The organism is Jeotgalicoccus coquinae (assembly GCF_014207425.1).
Classification (GTDB): Bacteria; Bacillota; Bacilli; order Staphylococcales; family Salinicoccaceae; genus Jeotgalicoccus; species Jeotgalicoccus coquinae.
Genome location: NZ_JACHFF010000001.1, coordinates 77,709 through 102,008, shown reverse-complemented (window position 1 = coordinate 102,008; position 24,300 = coordinate 77,709). Strand labels below are relative to the sequence as shown.

24 protein-coding genes are annotated in these 24,300 nt (G+C 43.9%); 5 read left to right on the top strand and 19 right to left on the bottom strand.

Annotated features, from left to right (window positions below; genetic code table 11):
* Nucleotides 1–131: 131 nt before the first annotated feature.
* From HNR41_RS00530 to HNR41_RS00495, 8 genes are read right to left on the bottom strand one after another with little or no spacing between them, the layout of a single operon-like run.
* On the bottom strand, nt 132–1,679 hold the full coding sequence (locus HNR41_RS00530; RefSeq protein WP_184280704.1) for an ATP-binding cassette domain-containing protein: 1,548 nt from the start codon (nt 1,677–1,679) through the stop codon (nt 132–134).
* The gene (locus HNR41_RS00525; RefSeq protein ID WP_184280702.1) at nt 1,676–3,241 is read right to left on the bottom strand and encodes an ATP-binding cassette domain-containing protein; all 1,566 of its coding nucleotides are present in this window, start codon (nt 3,239–3,241) and stop codon (nt 1,676–1,678) included. The genes HNR41_RS00530 and HNR41_RS00525 overlap by 4 nt, the downstream gene beginning before the upstream one ends.
* A 55-nt stretch (nt 3,242–3,296) precedes the next feature.
* Entirely contained in the window at nt 3,297–4,322 is a 1,026-nt protein-coding gene (gene moaA, locus HNR41_RS00520) for a GTP 3',8-cyclase MoaA (protein ID WP_184280700.1), read from the bottom strand.
* 11 nt (nt 4,323–4,333) lie between these two features.
* Complete coding sequence (mobA, locus tag HNR41_RS00515; protein ID WP_184280698.1) at nt 4,334–4,900, bottom strand: molybdenum cofactor guanylyltransferase; 567 nt, start codon at nt 4,898–4,900, stop codon at nt 4,334–4,336.
* Nucleotides 4,901–4,902: 2 nt separating this feature from the next.
* On the bottom strand, nt 4,903–5,136 hold the full coding sequence (locus tag HNR41_RS00510) for a MoaD/ThiS family protein (protein ID WP_184280696.1): 234 nt from the start codon (nt 5,134–5,136) through the stop codon (nt 4,903–4,905).
* Nucleotides 5,137–5,580 (bottom strand): molybdenum cofactor biosynthesis protein MoaE, encoded by a 444-nt coding sequence (locus HNR41_RS00505; protein WP_184280694.1) that lies wholly within the window; start codon nt 5,578–5,580, stop codon nt 5,137–5,139.
* Nucleotides 5,567–6,037 carry a molybdopterin-guanine dinucleotide biosynthesis protein B gene (gene mobB / locus HNR41_RS00500; protein WP_184280692.1) on the bottom strand — a complete coding sequence of 157 codons (471 nt, stop codon included), beginning with the start codon at nt 6,035–6,037 and terminating at the stop codon, nt 5,567–5,569. Before mobB ends, HNR41_RS00505 begins: the two co-directional genes overlap by 14 nt.
* The gene (locus HNR41_RS00495) at nt 6,038–7,297 is read right to left on the bottom strand and encodes a molybdopterin molybdotransferase MoeA (RefSeq protein WP_184280690.1); all 1,260 of its coding nucleotides are present in this window, start codon (nt 7,295–7,297) and stop codon (nt 6,038–6,040) included.
* 100 nt (nt 7,298–7,397) lie between these two features.
* Here HNR41_RS00495 and moaC point away from each other — a divergent pair, with 100 nt between their 5' ends.
* Nucleotides 7,398–7,874 carry a cyclic pyranopterin monophosphate synthase MoaC gene (gene moaC / locus HNR41_RS00490; protein ID WP_184280688.1) on the top strand — a complete coding sequence of 159 codons (477 nt, stop codon included), beginning with the start codon at nt 7,398–7,400 and terminating at the stop codon, nt 7,872–7,874.
* A 254-nt stretch (nt 7,875–8,128) separates the two neighbouring features.
* Here moaC and HNR41_RS00485 read toward each other — a convergent pair whose 3' ends face one another.
* Nucleotides 8,129–8,635, bottom strand: a complete 507-nt coding sequence (locus tag HNR41_RS00485) for a MogA/MoaB family molybdenum cofactor biosynthesis protein (protein WP_184280686.1) — start codon at nt 8,633–8,635, stop codon at nt 8,129–8,131.
* A 13-nt stretch (nt 8,636–8,648) separates the two neighbouring features.
* Nucleotides 8,649–9,650 carry a ThiF family adenylyltransferase gene (locus tag HNR41_RS00480; protein WP_184280684.1) on the bottom strand — a complete coding sequence of 334 codons (1,002 nt, stop codon included), beginning with the start codon at nt 9,648–9,650 and terminating at the stop codon, nt 8,649–8,651.
* A gap of 206 nt (nt 9,651–9,856) precedes the next feature.
* Here HNR41_RS00480 and HNR41_RS00475 point away from each other — a divergent pair, with 206 nt between their 5' ends.
* Together HNR41_RS00475 and pnpS are read left to right on the top strand one after the other, a co-directional pair.
* Nucleotides 9,857–10,549, top strand: a complete 693-nt coding sequence (locus HNR41_RS00475) for a response regulator transcription factor (protein ID WP_184280682.1) — start codon at nt 9,857–9,859, stop codon at nt 10,547–10,549.
* Nucleotides 10,550–12,325, top strand: a complete 1,776-nt coding sequence (pnpS, locus tag HNR41_RS00470; RefSeq protein ID WP_184280679.1) for a two-component system histidine kinase PnpS — start codon at nt 10,550–10,552, stop codon at nt 12,323–12,325.
* Between the two features lie 321 nt (nt 12,326–12,646).
* Here the strand turns inward: pnpS and HNR41_RS00465 are convergent, their stop codons facing one another.
* On the bottom strand, nt 12,647–13,330 hold the full coding sequence (locus tag HNR41_RS00465; RefSeq protein ID WP_184280677.1) for a hemerythrin domain-containing protein: 684 nt from the start codon (nt 13,328–13,330) through the stop codon (nt 12,647–12,649).
* 138 nt (nt 13,331–13,468) lie between these two features.
* Here HNR41_RS00465 and HNR41_RS00460 point away from each other — a divergent pair, with 138 nt between their 5' ends.
* Nucleotides 13,469–14,446: a hypothetical protein gene (locus tag HNR41_RS00460; protein ID WP_184280674.1), complete on the top strand. Its 978-nt coding sequence runs from the start codon at nt 13,469–13,471 to the stop codon at nt 14,444–14,446.
* A 26-nt stretch (nt 14,447–14,472) separates the two neighbouring features.
* Nucleotides 14,473–15,054 (top strand): LOG family protein, encoded by a 582-nt coding sequence (locus tag HNR41_RS00455; RefSeq protein WP_184280672.1) that lies wholly within the window; start codon nt 14,473–14,475, stop codon nt 15,052–15,054.
* Between the two features lie 28 nt (nt 15,055–15,082).
* Here HNR41_RS00455 and HNR41_RS00450 read toward each other — a convergent pair whose 3' ends face one another.
* The 8 genes from HNR41_RS00450 to HNR41_RS00420 form a co-directional block, all read right to left on the bottom strand.
* Nucleotides 15,083–15,646 carry a GNAT family N-acetyltransferase gene (locus tag HNR41_RS00450; protein ID WP_184280671.1) on the bottom strand — a complete coding sequence of 188 codons (564 nt, stop codon included), beginning with the start codon at nt 15,644–15,646 and terminating at the stop codon, nt 15,083–15,085.
* Nucleotides 15,647–15,665: 19 nt separating this feature from the next.
* Nucleotides 15,666–16,001, bottom strand: a complete 336-nt coding sequence (locus HNR41_RS00445) for a hypothetical protein (protein WP_184280669.1) — start codon at nt 15,999–16,001, stop codon at nt 15,666–15,668.
* A 13-nt stretch (nt 16,002–16,014) separates the two neighbouring features.
* Nucleotides 16,015–16,302, bottom strand: coding sequence for a hypothetical protein (locus tag HNR41_RS00440; protein ID WP_184280667.1), 288 nt, complete (start codon nt 16,300–16,302; stop codon nt 16,015–16,017).
* A gap of 109 nt (nt 16,303–16,411) precedes the next feature.
* Complete coding sequence (locus HNR41_RS00435; protein WP_184280666.1) at nt 16,412–18,094, bottom strand: glutathione ABC transporter substrate-binding protein; 1,683 nt, start codon at nt 18,092–18,094, stop codon at nt 16,412–16,414.
* Nucleotides 18,095–18,390: 296 nt separating this feature from the next.
* The gene (locus tag HNR41_RS00430) at nt 18,391–19,695 is read right to left on the bottom strand and encodes an ABC transporter substrate-binding protein (protein WP_308807846.1); all 1,305 of its coding nucleotides are present in this window, start codon (nt 19,693–19,695) and stop codon (nt 18,391–18,393) included.
* Between the two features lie 11 nt (nt 19,696–19,706).
* Nucleotides 19,707–20,069: a hypothetical protein gene (locus HNR41_RS11325; protein ID WP_229714940.1), complete on the bottom strand. Its 363-nt coding sequence runs from the start codon at nt 20,067–20,069 to the stop codon at nt 19,707–19,709.
* A 204-nt stretch (nt 20,070–20,273) separates the two neighbouring features.
* Nucleotides 20,274–21,947, bottom strand: coding sequence for a glutathione ABC transporter substrate-binding protein (locus tag HNR41_RS00425; protein ID WP_184280664.1), 1,674 nt, complete (start codon nt 21,945–21,947; stop codon nt 20,274–20,276).
* 357 nt (nt 21,948–22,304) lie between these two features.
* Complete coding sequence (locus tag HNR41_RS00420) at nt 22,305–24,299, bottom strand: TRAP transporter permease (protein ID WP_184280663.1); 1,995 nt, start codon at nt 24,297–24,299, stop codon at nt 22,305–22,307.
* Nucleotide 24,300: the final 1 nt, after the last annotated feature.

The window sequence follows — 24,300 nt, the reverse complement described above, 5'->3', positions numbered from 1 at the left end:
GAGTATTCTCTGCAGTTCTTTTCAGATACACCTTCCCAACAGCCGTCACCTCCACTAATTTTGTTAAATTAAGAACATTATATCATAAATTAATCCGTTTTCATAAGGTTATCCCTATGTTAAAGATATCTTTACAATGCGTCCCTGTACCGTTTATATGCTTCTTTAACCGGTCCGTCCTGCTGCAGTGCATTTGTAACACTGCTGCTTTCAGTTATCGTGCCGTTTTCAAGGTAGTGCACATAGTCAAACTGTTCCAGATGACTGAGATCATGCGTTGCTGCAATGACTGTATCTTTTTTGAATATTTCTTCCCAGATTTTACCTCTCAGGCGCGTATTTAAACTCGCTGTCGGTTCATCCAGTATCCATATATTTTTGTTTTCGATATACATACGGATCAGATGCATTCTTTTTTTCTCACCGAGTGACAGATACTCTGCCGACGTAATATAGTCTTCAGGATTAAAGTGATCCAGCTCGAATTGTTCAAGCAGATTCTTCATTTCACTTTCCTCTGATTCAAAATGATTAAACATCGTAATATTCTCTTCCACTGTCGCATTGTAAAAATCCAGATGCTGCGGCATAATTCCTGCATCCGACTGTTTAATCAGCTGATTGAGCAGTGTCGTTTTACCTGAGCCGCTGCTCCCGATCAACGCATGTTTCTCACCGGGTTTAATATCGATATTTATATTGGTCAGTACATCGCGCTTCGTTGACGGGTAGCGGAATGTCATGTTCGACAGAGTCAGCGACTGATGTTTATCTTCTGTTACTGACTCCCCGGTATCGCTGACTGCTTCAACACGTGCTTTAACTGCTTTGTATTTACTTGCCGGCTTAATAACCGGGATCGCCAGCTCAAAGAAACTCATTAACAGTAAAATAAGCATCGGAATTAATAATGGATAGTCTCCGCTGAACAGTACAATGATTAAAATAATGACACCCAGCTGGATCAGCAGACTGACAGTATCAATCACTGCATCGAGCGCCGCTTCTTTGTTTTCATTTTTAGTAATCTTTTTATAGGTTTTTTTAATATTTTGATTAACTTTTGTATCTTCTTTAACGACAAACAGATTCGTAAAGTCATGAATGTAATGATACAGCTGTGTAAACAGCGTATCTTCAGCACTGTTTCTCTCATCGTACAGCTTACCTGAAATGCTGCTGATAACAAGCGGCATCAGGAGAAGCATAACTAATACGGATGCGAGCAGTATAAAGAGCAGTTTCGGGTCGATTAACAATGATAACACTGTCAGTATTAACGAGATAAAGACCGCAACAATATACGGATAAATAATCCGGATGTAGTAATCTTCAATATCATCAAAGTAGCTCGTCAGCTTTTGAATGTAGCGTACGCTGTGCGTGTCTTCAGCACTGTTTACCGACTGTTTGAAGTACGATGCTCTTAATCTTCCAATCATCTTGAACGTTGCATCATGGCTTAACAGTCTTTCCATATACTTCGCTGTACCTTTCGTCAGCCCGAACATTTTAATCATCGCGATAATTAAAATAATAAGGAAGAACGGCGGTTCAAAGAAACTTAAGCTGATCATATAACCGCTTAAACCGAAAATCGCCACACCGACCAGTCCGCCGATAATACCAAGGACGATACTGTAGAAAATATGCATCTTTTCACCTTTTAAATACATCATACCGCGTCACCTCTTTTCAGTTCGCCGTTATCCAGCACATAGTGGCTGTCTGCTATTGACAGCAGCTGACGGCGGTGAATGACTGCAATAATTGCAGATGTTTCTTTTAATTCAGTGAGATACTTCATAACCAGCTGCTCTGTTTCGGCATCGAGGAATTCTGTCGGTTCATCCATAATAATAATCTCAGGTTTATTTATTAATACTCTCGCCATCTTAAGACGGACGATTTCCCCGCCCGATAACGGAATATCATGGTTCACGATCGGTGTGTAAATGCCCTGTTCAAGATTGTCGATACTTGCTGACAGCTTCAGTTTGTTTAAGATGCCGTGTACTTCATCTTCTGAATGATTATTTGCAGAGACATAATCGTAAATCGTCGTATCCGAGAAATACACCTGATCCGATACATAGCCGATATCTTTCGTCAGTACATTTAATTGTCCTGATACCGGTTCGTGCAGACCGAGCAATGTGCGGAGCAGTGTCGTCTTCCCTGCACCCGACTCACCTGTAATAGCTGTCAGGCCTGTTTTACTGAACGTAAAGTCCGAGTTATTTAAGAGTATTTTATCTCCGTGGCCGACAGAGAGGCTTTCCGCCTCGGCGGCAAAGCTTTCTGTTTTGCCTCTGTATGATGTATTCATCTTCGGTTTATTTATAATCTTCTCTGCTTTTTCGAAACTCCCCATCGCGAGCTTGCCGTTATGGAATTCCGTACCGAGTACTTTTAACGCATTGTAAAACTCCGGTGCCAGAAGCAGCACGAAAAATGCAGTATAGAACGAGATATTCTGGAATATAATAATGCGCAGCGCCACTTCCAGTGCGACAAGTCCGATACCCAGTATCGTTATAAACTCGAGCATCATCGTCGACTGAAATGCATATTTTAAAATGTGCATTGTCTCTTTAACGAAACCTTTGTTGTCCGCTTCCAGTCTTTTAATAACCGTCTCTTTCGAGTTCGTATTTTTAACCGTGTCCTTGCCGCGGATCAGGTTTAAAAATAACGTCCCGATATTATCAAATCGCGTTGCCTGTTTCACCGATTCTTCCTGTGTCTGCAGTCCGACCAGCACGTAATACAGCGGTATAAACGGTGCTGTAAACAGCAGTATTGATGCGGCAAAACCGTCTATAAAGAATAAGGACGCTATAATGAGCGTGACTTTAACAGCCGTTTTAATAATTGTCGGCACAAATGATGTTTCATACGGACGGTATGCTTCCAGATGCACAAGCAGCGCATTAATCATTCTTTCCGATTCACGCTGTGTTTTTACATCGATGCTGTCAATCAGCTGATTGGCTTTCTGCTCAATCGATTTGTTCGCAATTGTTCCTGTAAATAAATTGTAGAGCTTATCCGTCAGTATAAACAGCACAAAAAACGCGCTCATGTATATGAGCGGCTCTGAAATTTCCAGGCCGGTATTCATCACGATGCTTTCCAGTATACGGGACAGATGATGGCCGAATGCTATATAAAATACAACGCTGATTATCGCGATTATACTGTATAATACAGCGTATTTTAAGTTTAAATTCAGTTTCATATTCTCACCTTCAGACACAAAAAACGTGAAGAGTCCCCTTCACGTTTTTTGTAATTTAACCGCCGATGTAGCTCATGTTGATTTTCTTTCTCTTTTGGCGCATTTCTTCTGTAATTTCAGTTCTGATTTCCGAATAACGGTCATCACGTTTGTCCCATACACCCATCAGTACTTCTGTCAGTTCCTCGTCGCTGATACCATCCCGCATCAGTGTCTTAATATCGAAACCGTCGACTGCGAACAGACAGCCGTAGAATTTACCGTCAGATGACAGTCTTGCTCTCGTACAGGTTGAACAGAAACTTTCGGAGACACTCGTAATAAATCCAAGGTACGAATCCGCAGCATCATTATGCTTATACACTTTCGCCACTTCACCGTAATATGCCGGATCCAGCGGCTCAAGATCAAATTCAGTCTGCAGTGTTTCAAGTATTTCTTTTTTACTGACTACTTTATCGAAGTTCCAGCCGTTGTCGTTGCCGACATCCATAAATTCAATGAAACGCAATGTGACCGGCAGATTTTTAAAGTATCTCGCCATCGGCAGTATTTCCTGCTCGTTTAAGCCTTTTTGCACAACCATGTTGATTTTAATCTGGAATCCGAGACTAATCGCATACTCAATTTGTTCAAGGATGCGTGACGTACCGATACCGCGGTCGTTAATTTTGCCGAACAGCTCGTCGTCCATTGCATCGAGACTAATATTAATGCGTCGCAGTCCTGCATCATACAATTTCTTACCGTGCTTTTTAAGCAGCAGTCCATTCGTTGTTAAACCGATATCTTCAATTCCTTCAATAACATTTAATCTTGCGATTAATTCATGAAGGTCTTTTCTCATCATCGGTTCCCCGCCTGTTAAGCGTAACTTCTTCACACCAAGACTTGCATAAATTCTTGCGAGCCTTTCAATTTCATCAAATGAAAGCAGCTGTTCGCGCTTTAAGAATTCAAAATCATCACCGAAAATCTCTTTCGGCATGCAGTATCGGCATCTGAAGTTACATTTATCAGTGACCGATATTCTTAAGTCCCTGATCGGACGGCCAAATTTATCTGTAACTACCTGAGCCATGTAATTCCTCCTTATTTAATATCAGTCTTCCGATTGATATTAACCAGCGTCGTACTATTGAGATTATAGGACTCAATGTTTATGTAATCGACATTGAGATTCTCGAAAAACGCTTTTAAACTTAACCTTTTCGTCTCAAGCTGATTCTTTAACAGTTCAGCCAGAGTGTCATGCTGATAAACCCCGATGAGCGGATGCTCTCTGTCATTATCAGTCGTAATGGTCGTGTTGCCTGTTTTCCGGGCTTCGTCCGCCAGTATATTCAGCCATGCTGAACCCACATATGGTGTATCACATGAGACAATCATTAACGGTTTTCCCGGATACTCTTTTGCCGCAGCATACAGCCCGCCGAGCGGTCCGTGATCAATATAATCCGGATCATCGACAATTACTTTATAATTTTTGAAGCGTGTCTTCAGTTTATCATTTGTATTAACGACAATCCCGTCTATTGCTTGAACATTTTCCAACGATTGTGCGACATGTTCATACATCGGCATGCCGTCGAGTTCATAAAGTGACTTATCTTCACCGAAACGGCTCGATTTGCCGCCGGCTAAAATAACGCCAATCATCTTCAGCCTCCGCTTACCGGCGGGATTAATGCCACAGTATCGTCCGATGTAACGACTTCGTCATCTTTTACAAATGATTCATTTTTAGCGACCTGGAACACTTCGCCGTCCAGTTCAGGATAGTCGATAAAAATATGATTCTTTAACTCGCCTACTGTAATTGAGTCACCGATAAATAAATCAATTGTGTCACTGCCGATTTTTTCTTTTATACTCGCAAAAACTTTAATTTCCATTTATTTTCCCTCCACACTTGGATGATATTTACGGGAATCGCCAATCCATTCTTCGCCGTCTTCCCATATTTCTTTTTTCCAGATCGGTACGATTTCTTTTAACCGTTCCACTGCGTATTCATTCGCACGGTAGCTGTCTGTACGGTGCGGCGAGCTCGTGACGATTACAACTGCGATATCGGAAATTTCAAGCTTGCCGATACGGTGGCCGATTGCTGTAATCACGCCCGGCCATCGTTCCGATATTTCATCGCCGATCTGTGCAAGCATCTTTTCCGCCATCGGAATATACGCTTCATATTCCAGATGTACAGTACGCGTGCCTTTTGTCCATTCACGGACATGTCCTGTAAATGTACAAACAGCACCCTGATGTTCGTTTACGGTCATCCGGTGATAATTGTTTATATCCAGTTCATCAAATGTAACTTCAAACATTTTCATTGCCAATATTGCTCCATTCTTTAAACCAGTCCATTGCATTATCCATATCATAACGCATATCAAAACGGTTTAACACGTTCGTCAGACCGATTTCGTTAATATCCGTTTTGCCTTCAGTGAACGAATATGTCAGGATAATTTTCGAGTAGTTTTCCTTTTTATAGCCTTCAACGAGGACGAAGTCCACACCTTCGGTCTGGAAACGCTGCAGCTGTACTGTCAGCGGTTTTTCCGGACGTTCGGTCATAACGGAATGCCCCGGCATATTGAATGCTGTATAATCTGCCCCCGCTTCATAAAATCTGCCGGTATCTGTATCGTTCGGCACGATTTCTTCAACGTGGTGATGTTTAATAATCGCAACAGTATAGCCGTGCTGTTTTAATAACTTTACAAAATCGAGAATCAGCGTTGTTTTCCCGGTATTTTTATAGCCTGCTATCTGTAAGGTTTTCATTTACTCCACCCCGAAACTGTCTGCACCGGTTGTTACATCGGTCATCATAACCTTCACAGCATCACCTTTTTCAAAGCCGCGTGTTCCGCCCGGCAGGACGATTACGCCGTTGCTTCGTGCGATTGATGTGACTGCGTTTGATTTATTGAATCCCGATGGCCGTGCATAAATTTTTCCTTCTTTAAAAAACAGCTCTGCACGGATAAAACGCGAGAACGGGTTCGGTTTTGTGTGATCTTCATCGAGCACCGCATCAACAATCGGCGCGAACGGCAGTGCCGCTTCCTGCATTAAGTTCAGCGCAGGACGTGCGAATAACTCGAACCCTGAATAACATGCGGACGGGTTGCCGCTCAGGCCGAAGAGCAGTTTATCGCCTAAAGCACTTACAGTTGTGACACTGCCCGGACGCATTGCGACTTTGTTAAATAATACTTCCGCGCCAAGCTCATCATATATTTTCGGCAGCAGGTCGTAGTCTCCGACCGAAACGCCGCCTGTCGTAATAATAACGTCCACTTCGTCGAGCATTGATTTAATACGCGTATATAACGTATCGAAATCATCTGTCTCAAGTTTATAGTGTTTCCCTGCGATGCCCATGCGTTTCAGCTGGCCGAGCACCATCGGTGTATTCGAGTTGCGGATTTTGCCGCGTTCGAGTTCGTCTTCAACTTCCAGCAGTTCCGTTCCTGTAGATAGAACACCCACAACCGGCTGTTTGAACACTTCCACTTCGCTGTAGCCGAAAGTTGCAAGCGTTGCGACAGTCCCCGGGTTAATCATCGTGCCTCTTTCTACGATTACGTCGCCGACTGAACACTCTTCACCCTTTTCGGCGATGTTTTCTCCTGTTTTAAATTCACGGCGTACCGTGAAGCCGCCATCTGTTTCTTTCGTCTGTTCAAACATCACGACTGTATCCGCCGACTCCGGAATTTCCGCGCCGGTCATAATTCGGAATGCTTCATTTTCTTTTAACACGTAATCACTCGAACTGCCTGCAGGCACTTCCTCCACTACTTTGAACGCGACTCTGCTGACGCCTGAAGCCCCTTCAGAATGTTTTGAGTTAATCGCAAAACCGTCCATTGCAGATTTAGTAAATAACGGAACATCAGACGTCGCTGTTAAATCTTTCGCCAGCACTCTGCCGTAGCTGTCGTTGTAGCCGACAGTTTCCGTACTTAAAGAAGTGACACGCTCCATCAATTTAGCTACTGCATCGTTTACATGAACCGGTGTTCTGTTTAAAGTCATTTCTATCATCCTCGCTGTATTTAAGATATTTATCGTTTTGTCTTAATGTCTGATATAATTTGATTACTTACTACTTATTGTACTAAATGGGAGGATTAAAATGTCCAATTTCACGCATTTTAATGATGAAGGCCGTGCCAGAATGGTCGATATATCAGATAAATCAGTAACGAAACGCAGTGCAACTGCACAGGCAATGCTCGTCGTACCGGAGAACATTTACCTCGGCATTACTGAAGGCACTGTGAAAAAAGGCGATGTTCTCGGTGTCGCACAGGTTGCAGGCATTATGGCTGCGAAAAATACGCATCAGATTATTCCGATGTGCCACCCGCTGCCACTTTCAGGCATTGACATCTCGTTCCGCTGGGAAACACAGGATGCCTGTACGCTGATTATTGAAGCGACAGTTAAAACGACGGGCAAAACCGGCGTTGAAATGGAAGCTCTGACGGCAGCAAGCGCTGCAGCTTTGACCGTATATGATATGTGCAAAGCCCTCGATAAGGGAATGATTATTAAAGAAACAAAACTCCTTGAAAAGTCAGGCGGAAAATCCGGCGACTACAAAGCGTAAATATGATTGAATCCGTCTGCTCGAGTGAGCAGGCGGATTTTTTGGGGAGTGCGGGTGGTGATGTTGCGCGCTCATTGAGACGAATAATCGTATTTGTCTCGATGTGACGTGCTCGATGAGATGATTAACCTTTATCGTCTCAATGAACTGCTTTCGATGGGACGTTAGACTTTAATTGTCTCAATGTGACGTGCTCATTGGGACAAAACTTCGTATTCGTCTCAATGTGGAGCACAGTCACCCCCGAATACACCCTAGTTTTCCTTAGTCAGTTCAAATACCAGGTGATTCAGTTCCGGCATCACAAGTTTTTCCATACCGAGTTTCACCGCTCCGCTTGAACCCGGCAGTGAAATAATCAGCTGGTTATCGTGGGTGCCTGCTGCTGCGCGTGACAACAGGCTGCGTGAACCGATGTCTTCCGTATAGCTCAGCATACGGAACAGTTCGCCGAAACCTTCGATTTCTTTGTCGAACAGCGGCGTGACCGCTTCAATCGTGACGTCGCGTCTTGCGATGCCTGTGCCGCCTGTCGTAATGACAGCGTCCACACCTGCCGCAAGGTGTTTCTTCACTGCGTTCTGGATCGTATCGATATCGTCTTTCACAATTTCATAATGCTCGTCCGGTACAAATGCGTTCACTGTATTGATGTAGTCGATAACGAGCTTGCCGCCCTTATCCGTTGACTTGTCACGCGTATCACTGACTGTCAGTACCGCCACTTTGATATCTCTATCTATTCTGTCCACAATACTCATTTAAAATCCGCTCCTAGCCAAATAGTTGATTGACGATCGTACGTGCTTTATTTAAATTTTCGACATTATGCATCAGCATTCTGCCGTTTGAAAAACTGACGATTCTTGTACTTCCGTAATTAAACTCGATAAAGTACGGTGTCTTCTTATAGTCAATGTCCGCCTGCTTCAGTGTTTTCGTCACTACACTTTCAGTCAGTCGTCCATCGATAACCTGAATCATATCTCGTCCGCAGAATTTCATTGCGTTCGATTCCGTGCGGTTCAGTTCCGGGAATTCTTTAGTCCGGCACGTCGGACAAGCAGCTTCCGTCATATTCCCGATATTGAACTTCATATAGTCCATATCCCAGACGTTGCCGATATGCATAAGGTACGGTGCTGAAAATTGTTCCGTCAGTATTTTAATTGCGGTCGTGACCTGGTTGCTGACGGCCATATGGACTGCCGGCGAGATAACGCCTGCGGTGTCGCACGTCAATGTCGTCGACGGCAGCACCGGCGTTAAGCATCTGAAGCACGGTGTTTCTTCAGGGACGAATGCTGCACTCGAATATGAGCCTTCCACACATGCAGCGTAAATCCACGGAATACCGAATTTAAATGCCGCATCGTTAATCAGCATGCGTGTATCGAAGTTGTCCGTACCGTCCAGCAGCAGATCGGCATTCTTAGCCACCGACTCAATTAAACCTGTATCACAATGTGCGACATGCACTTCGATATCGATTTCGCTGTTAATTTTGGATAGTTTATCGTATGCGGCAACGGCTTTCGGTTTTTTTAGTTCTGCATCCTCTTCGTTATATAACGTCTGGCGCTGCAGATTCGTCAGTTCCACATAGTCGCGGTCAATTAAAATCAGTTTGCCGACGCCTGCCCGCGCGAGTATTTCCGACGACAGTGAACCGAGCGCCCCAAGGCCGACAATAACCACTGTCTTTTCCCCGAGCAGACGCTGTCCCTGAACACCAATATTAGAATAAAGCAACTGTCTTGAATATCTGTTATCCATTATTTTCACTCATTAATATATTAAATTTAAGTAAACGATTCACCTCTGATTTTAGCATAGACACGGGGTGAAATCATTTTATTGATTTACAATATATGGGCATTCCGCCCTATTGTTAAGATGGTGTAAAGTTCGTCTGATAATTGTATGAATTGTGCTAAAATGTAGTTGTTGTAATATAAAGAAATTTACGGAGGGCATTATAGATGAAAAAGCTGCTAGTCGTTGATGACGAACCATCAATTTTAACATTACTGAAATTCAACCTGGAACAGAGTGGATTTGAAGTACTCACAGCGGAGAACGGCAACGATGCACTTGAAATTGCTACGAATGAAGACCTGACGTTAATCGTACTCGACCTGATGCTGCCGGGAATAGACGGCATGGATGTGTGTAAAACACTCCGCCAGGAAAAAATTAATACACCTATTTTAATGTTGACAGCAAAAGACGATGAATTCGATAAAATTCTCGGTCTTGAACTGGGTGCAGATGACTATATGACTAAACCGTTCAGTCCGAGAGAAGTGGTTGCACGCGTGAAAGCTATTTTACGCCGGACGAACCTGGTGACTGCAGAAGCAAAAGATGAAGTAATCAAAATCGGCGAACTGGAAATTCATCCGGACAAATACATGGTGATGTTTAAAGGTGAACAGCTTGTATTAACACCGAAAGAGTTTGAACTGCTCCTGTATCTGGCAAACCACCGCGGTAAAGTATTAAGCCGCGACCAGCTGTTAAACGGCGTGTGGGATTTCCACTACGACGGCGATACACGTATCGTGGATGTCCATATCAGCCACCTGCGTGAAAAAATTGAAGCGGACACGAAGCAGCCGGTTTATATCAGAACGATCCGCGGCTTCGGGTACAAGATGGAAGGACAGGATTAAATGCAGAGACTGTGGCTGAAAATCACAGGATCGTATTTAATATTATCGATAACATTTATTCTCGTGCTGTGGTTTTTTATCAGCTCAATCATTCAGAATACATATACAGATATGACGGAAGACCACCTGATAGAAAATGCCCAGCTGGTGTCGGAAGTAATTACGCTCGGCGGGCTCGATGAAGACCGCAAAACGCTTGATGAATGGACAAGTCATTTCAATGAGGAAATTACGCTGCGCTATACGATTATCGGGAAAGACGGTACAGTAATTGCCGATTCTGAAAGCGATATTGAAACGATGGATAATCATATTGACCGCCCGGAAATTGATGCGGTGCTCGTGCGCAATCAGGACGTGGGTTCCTCCACACGCCTCAGCGATACGAAAGATACTTCGATGATGTACGTCGCGACTCCGGTTAAAGCCGATGGTGAAATTATCGGTGCCGTCAGAACATCTATTACGACGGAATCAATCGATAATGCCATCAGTGCCATCTGGACGACGCTGAGTGCGATTCTGTTTATCATTCTGCTCGTTTCTGTAATTTCCGCCGCACTGTTAAGCTATAACATTACGAAGCCGATTAACAGAGTAATTAATGTGACGAAGCGGCTGCAGAATAAAGATTACAGTGCGCGCATCAATGCAGACTATTCCGGGGAAATCGGTAATTTAAATACATCCGTTAACGCGCTCGCGGCAAGTCTGCAGGCGCACGTGAATGAAATAGAAGAAAGCGAAAAGCAGTTAAACAGTATACTGTCGAACCTGGTGAGCGGCGTTGTACTGATTGACGATAAAGGTTTCGTCGATTTGACGAACCATGCAACAGAGCGATTTTTATCGAAACATACTTCGAAAATTACAGGCAAGGAATACAGCTATGTATTCGGTCCGCTCGGTATCGATCATTTAATTGAAACGGTGATTGAAGACAATGTGAAGCGGCATGACGAAGCCCATATTTACTTCCCGGAAGAACGCATTCTGGACGTGCATATTGCGCCGTACTACAGTCAGGGCTGGCATCAGCGCGGTGCAATTATTGTGATGCATGATATTACCAATATCAGACGTCTTGAAAAAATGCGCAGCGAGTTCGTTGCGAACGTATCGCACGAACTCAAGACGCCGATTACCTCAGTTAAAGGCTTTGCGGAAACACTGCTGAGCGGCGATGTTCCCGACAAAGAAACATCCGATCAGTTCCTGCGTATTATTTACGACGAAAGTGAGCGGTTAAACCGGCTGATTACGGACCTGCTCGAACTGTCGAAAATCGAGAAGCAGGCAATGCCGCTGCAGATCACTGACGTTAACGTGAATGAAATTATTAACAACTCGACGCAGACGATTTCCAAGTTCGCACGCGATAAAAATATTACGCTGCACCTGCCTGAAATTGACGAGGCGGTTCACGTTGAAGCCGATAAAGACAGACTTGGCCAGATCGTGCTGAATCTGGTCGCAAATGCGGTGAACTACACGGCGGATAACGGCGCGATTTTTATCAATGTTGAAGAACGCACATCGAAAGTTGTAATTTCTGTACGGGATACCGGTATGGGCATACCCGCCGAATCACTCGACCGGTTATTCGAACGATTCTACCGCGTTGACCAGGCACGGAGCCGTCATTCCGGCGGTACCGGACTCGGACTCGCTATCGTTAAACATTTGGTTGAATCACACGGCGGGAATATATTCGTAAAAAGTAAAGAAGGCATCGGCTCTACATTTACGGTGGAACTGCCGAAGACCCAGGATTAGACATATTTAAGATTTATTGCCCGGACGCAGGTGCTGCGTCCGGTTTTTTGTGCGGGGAAATCGCAGGATTAATCGCTCATCTGCGTGACAGTCCCTATCCCGGGTACTTGTCAAAATCACAATGACCCGACAGCTCCCTTCCCGGGTACTTGTCAAAACCACAATGACCCGGCACCCCCTTTCCCGGGTACTTGTCGAAATCACAATGACCCCGCAGCTCCTTCCCCGGGTACTTGTCAAAATCACAATGACCCGGCACCACCCATAAACAACAAAAAACCCGCTCATTCCAGCGGGTTTTCAAATTTTCACATCTCCAGCCTATCTAAATGGAGTGAACAACAGATTGTTTTCCAAGTGCAGCAGGGTCATAATGTTTTCTTCGTTTTCTTCCAGTTTCTTCATTACAAAGACGTTTAATGGTTCGTTGCTGTCGACCGGCGTGTAGCCGTTTGTCAGCGAACGGATCTGCTTGAACCAGTTGACAATGTTTTTGTGTTCATCCAGCAGTCTTGTAATGTGCGGTTTCAATGCTTCGAAAGCTACCTGGCTGTCATGTTCATAATACGTTAAAAGGAGCGGATAAACATCCGACTGTTCTGTTTCGATATGAACCGTCATTTCCCGGTAAATATTATAGAAAAGTTCGGCTACTTTATCGTATTCCGCATCTTCTTTCTTGTATTTACTGCCAAGTTTTTCTACATAGTCGTTTAAGACAGGCAGCTCATCCAGCAAGTCTTCGTAGTATTTACGTTCGATATATTTAATGATGCTGATCTGGTCCATATAGGACACATCGATACCTTCAATCCGTTCTTTGCCAAGTTCGTTGACTTCATAAACAATATTGACCAGATCAAAGTTGACTTCTTCATGTGCTTCTTTCAACGTCTGCTCTCCGTGATTCACAAAGTCGATATCAATTTCGCGGAATATGCCCGCCGCAGCAGGGACTTTAAATAAAATATCTTTTAATTTCATCGTTTCATTTATATTTGACATGTCGAATCCTCCTCGTCTATTCTTTATATTCATACCATTAATTGAAATTATTTAAACCTCGGTATCCGTTTAATTCTTTATCCCCGGGGGTATTGTATAATTAATCTAAACAGCTATTTTATATGGAGGTCAGTCCCAGTGAATAAAAACTTAAAAATGTTGGCAACAATAATACCATTAATTGCAGTTCCATTATTTAATGAACGTAAAAAGATAACGAAACATCCGGACATGCAGAAGCTCGGTGCAGTATCGGGCTCTGTTTACACACGCGTTAAGGACAGTACAGCAGGTGCTGCATCAACAGCATATGAAACAACCAGAAACACTGCACAGAATATCAGCAGTAAAGTGAGTCATACGCTTGAAGAACGCAGCTACAACAAGGAAGCGAAGAGTTATCAAAAGAGCCTTAACAAAGAAGAAACTTTAGAAAAACGTTTTGAAAAAGATAAAGCAGCTCATAAAGCGAAGCGTAATGCGGATAACGAAGAAAAAGGCCGTTCATTCGTGCCTAAAATCTTCCAGTCACACAGCGAAAAATCTGCTGAAGATATTCAGGACGGCATGACAGTGTCAGACGAAGTAATGGATTCGAACGAAGTCATACCTGATATTAACACTGATAAATTAACGGAGCCTGACAACCGGGAGCCGGATTACGGTGAAATGTACATGTTCGAAGATATTGAAGAAGAGCCTGAAGATAGGTTAGAAGATGACAAAGTTCAGAACGAACTGGTACCATATAAAGGTAACGAAATTCAAATTAATGAAAGCAGTGAGAAAATGACTAACATCCAGGAAGTTAATGAAGAAAAAGTTCTCAAGGATACAGAATTCACAAGAAACTCCAACGAACAGCCTGACGGGACTTTACCACTTCGCGAACAGCACAAAAACATCTTAGATCCACGCAGTGCTGCACGTGACAAGTACATTGCAGAGAAGAAAAAAGAAAAAGAAGAACTGCGCAACAGCAACAGCTTGTTCAACCAGCACCGCCGTATGAATCTGGAGCACTCTAACAAACTTACACGCAAAGTTACTGACGGCAGTGCGTATGTTAAAGACCAGTCAATTAAAAACTACGAAGCGTTAATGTTTAATAAATAAGTTTAACATCATAGGAGCATAACTTTATGAACGTTAAAAAAATTACTGTATTTTGCGGTGCGAAAACCGGCAAAAACGAAAATTATGAAAAAGCTGCATATAAGCTCGGTGCAGATGCTGCGAAAAAGAACCTGACTGTCGTTTACGGCGGCGGCGCGACCGGCCTTATGGGCGCAGTCGCGAACGGTGCGCTTTCTGAAGACGGCCACGTTACAGGGGTTATCCCGCAGTTTCTCGTCGACCGTGAAGTTGCCCATCCCGGTGTGGAGGATATGCGTATCGTGCAGTCAATGCACCAGCGCAAGCTTGAACTGGAAGCTGAAGGTGACGCAATTATTATGATGCCCGGGGGTGCCGGCACGCTTGAAGAATTCTTTGAAGTATTCACGTGGGGTCAGCTCGGTCTTCATGAAAAACCTATCGGCATATTAAATGTCGACGGTTATTTCGATGCGTTAAAAACGGTTATTTACAAGTCAATTGAAGAAGGTTTTTTAGAAGAACGCTATCTCGATATGCTGTTCATTTACGATAACCTGAATGATATTCTCGCAGGGTTTGAAACATACGTCCCTGTTAAAGTGAGAACTTATGAAGATTTAAAATAAACAGTAAAAAAAGAGCGTGGATTCAAAGTTACAACTTGAATCTGCGCTTTTTTTGTGTGGATTTTTTAAACAGCACGTGCCGTTTTAAAGAATGGCCGTCCATAATTCCCGGATGGTCAAACGTTTTTACGGGCTCCATGCCAATTTTCTCCATTATATTTATCGATGGAATATTGCGTACCGAAGTATAAGCATATACTTCTTTAATATCCGTCTGGCGTTCAACGAACTTCAGCACAGCACGGGCGGCTTCCGTTGCGAATCCCTGGTTCCAGTGTTTCTTCTGAAGCCGCCATCCGATTTCAATGGCAGGTAGAAAATCAAAGTCCAGTGTGTCGTCTGCTTCCAGCACATGGATTCCCGTAAAACCGATAAATTCTTTCGTATCTTTCCGTTCCACAGCAAACAGACCGAAGCCTCTGTCGACAATACACTTTTGAGCTGTGCGTGCGTATTCGACAGATTCTTCAGGTGTCTGGAGAGATGGGAAATAGCGTCTGACATCCGGATCCTGATTCATCCTGATAAATGTTTTTAAATCACTTTCCTGCCAGTCGCGTAAAATTAGACGTTTTGTCTTAATATACTTCATTTTACCTCAGGCCTATCTATTAAAGTTCTGATTCATTTTTCATTGGTACATCACGGCGGATGTAGCTGATTAAACGCACGGTGAACTCATTGTTCTCAAAGTCGTAGTCAGAAAGGTGTTTTTTCTTGTTGTCAGTCGTCACAACTGCATCGATGAGATCTACTGTATGTTTCATTTTAAACGTAATAGTAAATGCTTCAAAGCCCTGTTCCGGCGCCGGCTTCTTAACAACTACACGATTAATTGAACCGCGGATATCTTCCAGTTCCCCGCCGGTTGCCGACTCAATTTCATTTGCCAGTTCTGTGAGCTTCATTTTCTTACCTTCTATTAAATAAAATTTCTCTTCATGCATTGCTAAAACTCCTTTACTCTTTAGTTTCTTTATCTTCTTCGGTTTCTGCTGATCCGTCAGCAGAAACCTCTTTTTCAGGCTGCTGGTTTTCTTCGAATTCCTTCTCAAGTTCTTCCAGTTCCGACTCTTTGGCATCTACTTTTTGCTGGAGTTCTTCATTGTCACCCTGCATGTTATTAATATTTTCTTCCAGCTCAGTGATTTCCTTGTTGATATTTTCAAGATCTTTTTCCGCCTGGGTTGCTTCATTGCTGCACGCTGCAAGTCCCAGTACAAGTATTAGCATCATCAGTTTTTTCATTATATCCACCTATATTTTATCTTACCCAATATTATACCATTCATATGCCTGTTTTTAAATTTTATAGAAAAGAACCCGGCAAAAATCTGCCGGGCTCTTCTATATTTTACTATTCTTCAATTGTTACCTGATCCACATGATAAATACCCTGTGCATCAACCCAGAAACCTTTAACATTACTGTTTAGGCCTGTCAGGTAGTTTTGGTGGTGAATGTACGCCATTGGCGCAGCTTCAACCAGCTGTTCCTGAAGTTCCGAGTAGATTTCCAGACGTTTTTCTTCGTCTGTTTCACGACGTCCTGCTTCAAGTAATTCGTCTACTTTATCGTCTGTCAGGAATGAACGGTTACCCGGGTCACCATGCATAGATGAGTGGAATAGCGGGTAAGTGCCGTAGTCCGCGTCACCTGTTACAGTTGACCAGCCCAGGATGAACATGTCGTGGTTGCCGGCTGCTGTTTCTTCCAGATACGCACCCCACTCCATCTGCTGAACTTCCAGGTTAATACCGATATCTTTAAGTGATTCCTGCAAGTAGATTGCAGTGTTAACACGTTCCGGACTGTCGTTAGTCAGAATTGACACATCGAAACCGTCTTCGTATCCTGCTTCTGCCATTAATTCTTTCGCACGGTCAAGGTCATAGCTGATACCTTCAACGTTTTCATCGTAACCGAATACGCCTGGAGCAAGCGGTCCGTTAGCCGGAATACCTACGCCGTCGTAAACACCGTTGATAATTTCTTCACGGTCGATCGCGTAAGAAATTGCCTGGCGTACTTTTGGATCGTTTAATGGTTCTTTTTCAGTGTTGTAACCGATATAAGAAAGTGACATTGACTCAGTTTCGTCAAGTTCAGTATCTGCACCTTCAGCTACACGCTCAGCGTTACTTGATTCTACAGCACCTGCAACGTGTGAAGATCCTTGTTCGATTTCAGCGATACGTGCTGCTGTTTCCGGAATAACTTTGAAAGTTACTGTATCAAGAGTTGCGACTTCACCGAAGTAGTCGTCGTTGCGCTCAAGTACAACCTGTTCACCAGGCGTGCGTTCCTGTAACTTGAATGCGCCCGTTCCAACCGGATTACCAGTTACATACTGACCAAGGTCAGATGAAATAGCATCCTGTACTTCTTCAGCGTCACCGCTGTCGCGTAATTCGTAGTATTCTTCTGCAGTCATATCTTCGCCTGCATTATCAAGTGCCTGCTGATAGTCAGCATCGATAACATCTTTACTGATCATGCCGCCCCCATCGTGTGCAAGGTGTGCAAGTAATGGTGCGAACGGATATTCAGTCGTAATTTCAACCGTGTACTCATCTACCGCTTCTACATCTGTGATCATTTCGTATAAGAACATACGAGGTGATGCCATAGCCGGGTCAAGCACGCGGTCTAAGTTTGCAACAACAGCTTCAGCGTTGAAAGGTGTGCCGTCGTGGAATGTAACATCGTCACGCAGAGTGAAGCTCCATGTTGTGTCATCCACAGGTTCCCATTCTGTCGCAAGAGCAGGTTCCACTTCCATATCTTCATTCAGGACAGTGAGTCCATTGTATAAGTTGTAACGAACGTTTGATGATGGTACGTCGTTATTTCCGTGCGGGTCCATTGATACGATGTCACTCATTTCAGAGATAACAAGGTCCTGGCCGCTGGCCGGTGTACCTTCTGCAGCACCGTCTTCCGCTTCAGGATCAACGTCGCTGTCGCTTGTACAAGCTGCCAGTACTAATGTGAACATCAGCACTAAACTTAAAGTCAGCAGTTGTTTAAGACTTTTCATTATGTATTTCCCCCTAAAATAATTTTAAATTTTAAGACTATTTAGAATCCTAAAATTTCACTCTTACAATACTACCGTAAAACATTTTTTCTTACAAGGTTGAATTTTGAAAATATTAACACTATAATCATTTGCTGTTAATTCATCAAATTCCAACTCCCTATCACTATATCATTACTTTTATTTAAAATAAAGCGCTTTCAATAATATTTATGAGTGTGTGCATAATTGATACAGTTAAAATAATACAGCTGTGACATTTCAAAATATCACAGCTGCATAATGAAATTTTATACTTATTCTTCGTCGATATAAGTTTCACTGAAATCAAGCATATTGAAGCCGTCAGCTTTAAATTCATGGACATTGCCGTTATGTGCATTTAAATATTCTCCGTGGCGGATAAAAATAGATGGTGCTTCTTCTATGATGATTTCCTGTGCTTCAATGTACATTTGTTCCCGCGCTGCTTCATCAGTTTCCTGACGTGCATTATCTAAAATCTCATCGAGTTCCGGATTGCTGTAAAACGCACGGTTTCCGTTGTTTCCGGCATTATCCGTATGATACAGCGATGTTATCGTTTCATCCGGATCTCCGGTTGTATTACCCCAGCCGAGAATAAACATATCGTGTTCTGCATTGCCGGTCGCATCGAGATACGCACCCCACTCGACCTGCTCCACATTTAATGTAACACCGATTTCATTTAATGATTCCTGCAGCCACAGTGCAACGTCCAGACGTTCCGGATTATCATCGTTCACCATGAGGTTTATCGTTAAATCTTCCGCATCTGCTTCATCGAGCAGTTCTTCTGCACGCGCCATATCATATTCCCGTCCTTCGAGTTCTTCGGAATAACCGAGCAGTGCCGGGGCCAGCGGGCCGTCAGCCGGCATACCTGAACCATTATAGACGCCGTCCAGTACAGCTTCGCTGTCGAAAGCATGAGATATTGCCTGACGGATTTTCGGATTATCAAACGGTGCTTTGCTCGTATTGAAACCGATGTAGTCGACGTTTACCGCATCACTCCGCATTAATGTCATGCCGTCTGTCTGTTCCACACGGTCGGTGTTGCTCGTTAATGTGGAAATAATTGCATCTGATGAACCTGACTCAAGTTCTGCGATACGCGTTGCCGGTTCCGTTACGACTTTAAATGTGATGTCATCGAGCAGTGCCGGAGTATTCCAGTAGTCATCATTTCGTGAGACAACTGTTTCCTCACCCGGATTTCTCGACTCAAATTTGAAATAGTTTGTTCCTACAGGACCGGTTTCAACTTTCTCACCAACATACTGACTGATGTCTTCAACTGCGGCCTCGTGTTCTTCGCCGCCGGCCGTACGGAGTTCGTAGTATTCTTCAAGCGATAAATCACTTTCCGCCTGTTCAAGCGCATTTGTATAATCCGCGTCAATCAGATCTTTACTGATCATCTTGCCTGCGCCGTGCGATAGGTTGTTTAAGAGCGGTGCATATGGATATTCAGTAACGAGTTCAATATTATAATCGTCGATGATGTTTATTTCGCTGACCATATCAAAATACGATGCACGGGCAGAAGCCCTTGCCGGATCCTGAATACGTTCGATATTCGCTTTAACTACGTCGGCATTAAAATCACTGCCGTCATGAAACTTAACTCCTTACGCAATTTAAAACGCCACGTTGTCTCATCGACCTGCTCATATTCCTCAGCAAGAGCCGGTACGAGATTTAAATCCTCATCATGAGTAACGAGCGGTTCGTAAATTGTATCGCGAATCTGTTCTGATGGATCATCGTTGCTGCCATGCGGATCAAGGGATACAATGTCCGATGGGATTGCAATCGTCATATTGCCGCCCTGTTGTGAATTACCTGAATCGCTGCTCTCTGCCTCTTTATCAACATTGCTGTCATCCGAACACGCTGCGAGAATGAACAGTAAAAATACTGTCAGTGAAATAAAACCGAACCTCTTCATGAACAAAACCTCCGGATTTTTTATTTAGTTTTATATCACTAATACCCTGTTGCCGGAAAGATATTTCTGTATATGATAAAAATTGCATTTTTTTACAATGCGGGATGTCGAAGGGCCTCGTGACTTGGACGGGGGATAGCAAACAAAAAAACCGTAAATCTTATTGCTAAGATTTACGGGATGTTTATCGTGTTTAATATTCTGTTACTGCATTGAAGTTCCTCTGAAGTCGAAGATGTTGTATGCATCGCCTTCGAATCCTTCAACGTGATTGCCATGAGCATTTAAGTTTTCACCGTGGCGGATAAAGATTGCCGGTGCGTCGTCTACTAAGATTTGCTGAGCGTCCATGTATAGCTGTTCGCGTTCGCTTTCTTCAGTTGACTGACGGGCTTCGTCTAAAATGCTGTCCAGTTCAGGGTTGCTGTAGAATGAACGGTTACCGTCCGGACCGATGTTATCGCTGTGGAATAATGGTGCAATTCCGTTATCCGGGTCACCTGTTGAGTTGCTCCAGCCAAGGATGTACATGTCGTGTTCACCTTCACCAGTTGCTGCAAGGTACGCACCCCACTCAACTTGTTCAACGTTCACTTTAATTCCAAGTGTGCTTAATGATTCCTGTAACCATAAGGCAACGTCTACACGTTCAGGGTTGTCATCGTTAACCATTAAATTAATCGTTAAGTCTTCAACGCCTGCTTCATCAAGAAGTTCCTGTGCGCGTTCCATATCGTAGTCCAGTCCTTCAAGGTCTTCCGAGTAACCAAGTACTCCCGGAGCAAGCGGCGCTTCCGCCGGTGTCCCTGATCCGTTGTAAACTCCGTCAAGTACAGCTTCACTGTCAAACGCGTGAGTGATTGCCTGACGTACTTTCGGATCGTTAAATGGTTCTTTTTCAGTATTGAAACCGATGTAGTCGATTGATACTGATTCATTACGTAACAGTGTTACGTCCTCGTTGCTGTCTACACGTTCAATGTTACTTGAAAGTGTTGCAAGAATTGCATCTGATGAACCTGACTCAAGTTCTGCAATACGAGAACCCGGCTCTGATACTACTTTGAACGTTACACCGTCAAGTTTCGAAGTATCTCCCCAGTAATCGTCGTTGCGTACTACAGAAGTCTGTTCACCGGGGCTTCTTGAATCAAACTTGAAATAGTTCGTTCCAACAGGCTCGGTTTCAACAAGCTGTCCGACATATGCACTGATCTCATTCGCTACAGCTTCGTGCTCATCGCCGCCTGCATCGCGCAGTTCATAATACTCTTCAAGCGATAAATCGCTGCCTGCTTCGTCAAGTGCCTGCTGGTAATCAGCATCGATTAAATCTTTACTGATCATTTTACCGGCACCATGCGTTAAGTTGTTCGTAAGTGGTGCGAAAGGATACTCAGTTACAAGTTCCACAGTGTAGTCATCGATAATGTTAACCTCAGTTACCATGTCCAATAGGAATGAACGCGGTGATGCTTTAGCTACATCCTTAACACGTTCGATATTCGATTTAACAACCTCTGCATTGAATTCACTGCCATCATGGAAAGTCACACCCTCACGGAGTTTGAACTCCCATGTTGTCTCGTCAATCTGTTCATACTCTTCAGCTAAGACAGGAACGATTTCAAAATTCTCATCCTGTGTTAACAGCGGCTCATAAATTGTATCGCGGACTTGTTCAGACGGCACATCGTTACTGCCGTGCGGATCCATCGATACAGCATCACTAGGTATTGCCAGAGTCAGAGTACCGCCTTCAGCAGCAGCAGCCTCCTCACCTTCAGTTGCTTCCTCTTCCACATTACTGTCATCAGTACATGCTGCGAGAATAAGTATTAATACACCGAGCAATGCGATAAAACTAAACTTTTTCATTTAATTCCCCCCAATTCCCAGAAGCTATAAAATAACTTCTTATAATATTCAGAATTTTACACTAGAAATTGAAATTATACAACTGTTATTTCTGAAAACTCTAATTATTGTATACGCTTACTATTTTGGTGGTGATTAGGGTGGGGTTTTGGTGTTTTTAAGGATGTAATTCATTTCTGTTGTGTATTGGATGTGCTGGAATGACAACGGCGGGTCCCTGTTGTGAACCGGCTTATTCTGAATCAGAAAAGCTTTTAAAATACACCACCTAACCCCCCATACCCAAAAATATACCCCTGAATCCAGACTCCAAATCCGGTTTCAGGGGCTTACAGGTCTTTATCAACCTAATTTAAATTAGTGCAGTGCTGCAGGTGTTTCTTTTTTCCATTTCGCATAGTTGACTGCGAAGATTGCGATTGCCATGCCCAGTCCGATAATATCGGTGTAGCCTTCAGGAACGACAAGCAACAGTGCCGAGATAACCAGCAGTATCCGGAACAGCGGATTAACGTGAGTCTTGAAGAATCCTTCAAGTCCCGCGGCCAGTGCGATCAGCCCAATGGTGGTGCTGGCGACGACTATGGCTACATCCATAAAGCTGGCGAGCGGGTATTCACGTGCGTTCGTCATCAGACCGTCGATATCAACCAGCAGCATGGCCGGTTCGTAAATAAAGATAAACGGTATCAGGAATCCTGCGAGTGACAATCTCAATGCCTGGAATCCGGTCTTCATTGGATCCCCGTCCGCGATTCCCGCTCCGGCGAATGCCGCAAGGGCAACCGGCGGTGTAACGTTTGCGAAGATACCAAAGTAGAATACAAACATGTGCGCTAACAGAATCGGAACACCGAATTCTGCAAGTGCCGGTGCCGCCATTGTTGCTGTAATGATGTATGCCGGAATTGACGGCAGACCCATTCCAAGTACCATTGACGCAATCATTGTAAAGAATAGTGTCAGGAACAGTGAACCTGCACCTAAACCCGCGATTGCTGATGTCATGATTGCACCGAAACTTGTTAATGAAACGACTCCGATAATAATTCCGACAACCGCACAGGCAATCATTACTGATAGTGCCTGCTGTGCACCAAGTGCAAGACCGTCAAAGATATCCCTGAATGACATGCGGGTAGTTTTCCTTAATGTTGCGACGATAATTGTCAGGAAGATCGTGAAAATCGCTGCTCTCGGAATCGGCATGTTCATGAATAACATCACGATTAAACCGACAAGAGGAATCAGCAAATGTCCGCGTTCTTTCATTACTTCTTTAATTCTCGGTAAATCTGCTTTCGGAATTCCGAGCAGATTCTTTTTACCTGCTCTGTAGTGCACCTGCATGATTACCGCGAAGTAATATAAAAGTGCCGGGAACATCGCCGCAAGTGCAATTGTTCCGTAGTTGATCCCTGTCGTCTCAGCCATGATGAATGCACTCGCACCCATGATCGGCGGCAGTATCTGTCCGCCGACCGAAGCACTGGCTTCAACAGCACCGGCGAAGTTTCTGTGATACCCGACTTTTTTCATCAGCGGTATCGTAAATGCACCGGTACTTACTACGTTCGCAACGGCTGCACCGTTAATACTTCCCATAAACCCGCTGGAAACAACGGCAACTTTCGCCGGTCCCCCGCGCTGTGCCCCTGCCAGTGCCAGAGCAAGATCATTAAAGAACTGACCCATACCTGACTTTTGCAGGAAGGCACCGAACAGAATGAACAGGAAGATAAAGTTTACAGATGCACCGATGGCTGTGGAATACAGACCTTCAGTTTTTAAGTAAAGCTGCCCGAATATATCCCCAAGATCAAACGGGCGCGTCATCATCATGTTCGGTAAGAAGTCCATATGACTGAAGAACGGATAAGCCAGGAATATCAGTGCCAGTATCGGCAGTATCCATCCTGTGACGCGGCGTGCCGCTTCAAGAATTAACAGCACCGTGACGATTGCCATAATAATATCGACTGTATTCGGAACGCCTCCGCGTTCAGTTACAATAGCCTGGTACTCAATTAATATGTATCCGGCTGTAAATAAACTTGCTGCTGCGAGCACCCAGTCTAAAATCGGAAGCTTCGACCGGTCCTGTTTTTTGAACATCGGGTAAAGCATATAAACTAATGCAAGTCCGACTGCAACGTGAATCGAGCGCTGCTGCAATGCAGGCATCGGGTTAAATACCATGTATAAATGGAATAGCGAGTACAGCACTGCTAAAATTGTGACTGTCCAAATAGTGCCTTTACTGCTGAATTTCCGCGTTCGTGAGTCTTTATCGTATTTCTCCTGAATGGCCTGAGTATCAGGAGCAACTGCCGGTTCCGTCTGTTTGTTCATG

Bases quoted from the DNA above. Each gene is read 5' to 3' on its own strand.
- HNR41_RS00530 (WP_184280704.1), bottom strand. From the start codon at position 1,679: ATGATGTATTTAAAAGGTGAAAAGATGCATATTTTCTACAGTATCGTC.
- HNR41_RS00525 (WP_184280702.1), bottom strand. From the start codon at position 3,241: ATGAAACTGAATTTAAACTTAAAATACGCTGTATTATACAGTATAATC.
- moaA (WP_184280700.1), bottom strand. From the start codon at position 4,322: ATGGCTCAGGTAGTTACAGATAAATTTGGCCGTCCGATCAGGGACTTA.
- mobA (WP_184280698.1), bottom strand. From the start codon at position 4,900: ATGATTGGCGTTATTTTAGCCGGCGGCAAATCGAGCCGTTTCGGTGAA.
- HNR41_RS00510 (WP_184280696.1), bottom strand. From the start codon at position 5,136: ATGGAAATTAAAGTTTTTGCGAGTATAAAAGAAAAAATCGGCAGTGAC.
- HNR41_RS00505 (WP_184280694.1), bottom strand. From the start codon at position 5,580: ATGAAAATGTTTGAAGTTACATTTGATGAACTGGATATAAACAATTAT.
- mobB (WP_184280692.1), bottom strand. From the start codon at position 6,037: ATGAAAACCTTACAGATAGCAGGCTATAAAAATACCGGGAAAACAACG.
- HNR41_RS00495 (WP_184280690.1), bottom strand. From the start codon at position 7,297: ATGACTTTAAACAGAACACCGGTTCATGTAAACGATGCAGTAGCTAAA.
- moaC (WP_184280688.1), top strand. From the start codon at position 7,398: ATGTCCAATTTCACGCATTTTAATGATGAAGGCCGTGCCAGAATGGTC.
- HNR41_RS00485 (WP_184280686.1), bottom strand. From the start codon at position 8,635: ATGAGTATTGTGGACAGAATAGATAGAGATATCAAAGTGGCGGTACTG.
- HNR41_RS00480 (WP_184280684.1), bottom strand. From the start codon at position 9,650: ATGGATAACAGATATTCAAGACAGTTGCTTTATTCTAATATTGGTGTT.
- HNR41_RS00475 (WP_184280682.1), top strand. From the start codon at position 9,857: ATGAAAAAGCTGCTAGTCGTTGATGACGAACCATCAATTTTAACATTA.
- pnpS (WP_184280679.1), top strand. From the start codon at position 10,550: ATGCAGAGACTGTGGCTGAAAATCACAGGATCGTATTTAATATTATCG.
- HNR41_RS00465 (WP_184280677.1), bottom strand. From the start codon at position 13,330: ATGTCAAATATAAATGAAACGATGAAATTAAAAGATATTTTATTTAAA.
- HNR41_RS00455 (WP_184280672.1), top strand. From the start codon at position 14,473: ATGAACGTTAAAAAAATTACTGTATTTTGCGGTGCGAAAACCGGCAAA.
- HNR41_RS00450 (WP_184280671.1), bottom strand. From the start codon at position 15,646: ATGAAGTATATTAAGACAAAACGTCTAATTTTACGCGACTGGCAGGAA.
- HNR41_RS00445 (WP_184280669.1), bottom strand. From the start codon at position 16,001: ATGCATGAAGAGAAATTTTATTTAATAGAAGGTAAGAAAATGAAGCTC.
- HNR41_RS00440 (WP_184280667.1), bottom strand. From the start codon at position 16,302: ATGAAAAAACTGATGATGCTAATACTTGTACTGGGACTTGCAGCGTGC.
- HNR41_RS00435 (WP_184280666.1), bottom strand. From the start codon at position 18,094: ATGAAAAGTCTTAAACAACTGCTGACTTTAAGTTTAGTGCTGATGTTC.
- HNR41_RS11325 (WP_229714940.1), bottom strand. From the start codon at position 20,069: ATGAAGAGGTTCGGTTTTATTTCACTGACAGTATTTTTACTGTTCATT.
- HNR41_RS00425 (WP_184280664.1), bottom strand. From the start codon at position 21,947: ATGAAAAAGTTTAGTTTTATCGCATTGCTCGGTGTATTAATACTTATT.
- HNR41_RS00420 (WP_184280663.1), bottom strand. From the start codon at position 24,299: ATGAACAAACAGACGGAACCGGCAGTTGCTCCTGATACTCAGGCCATT.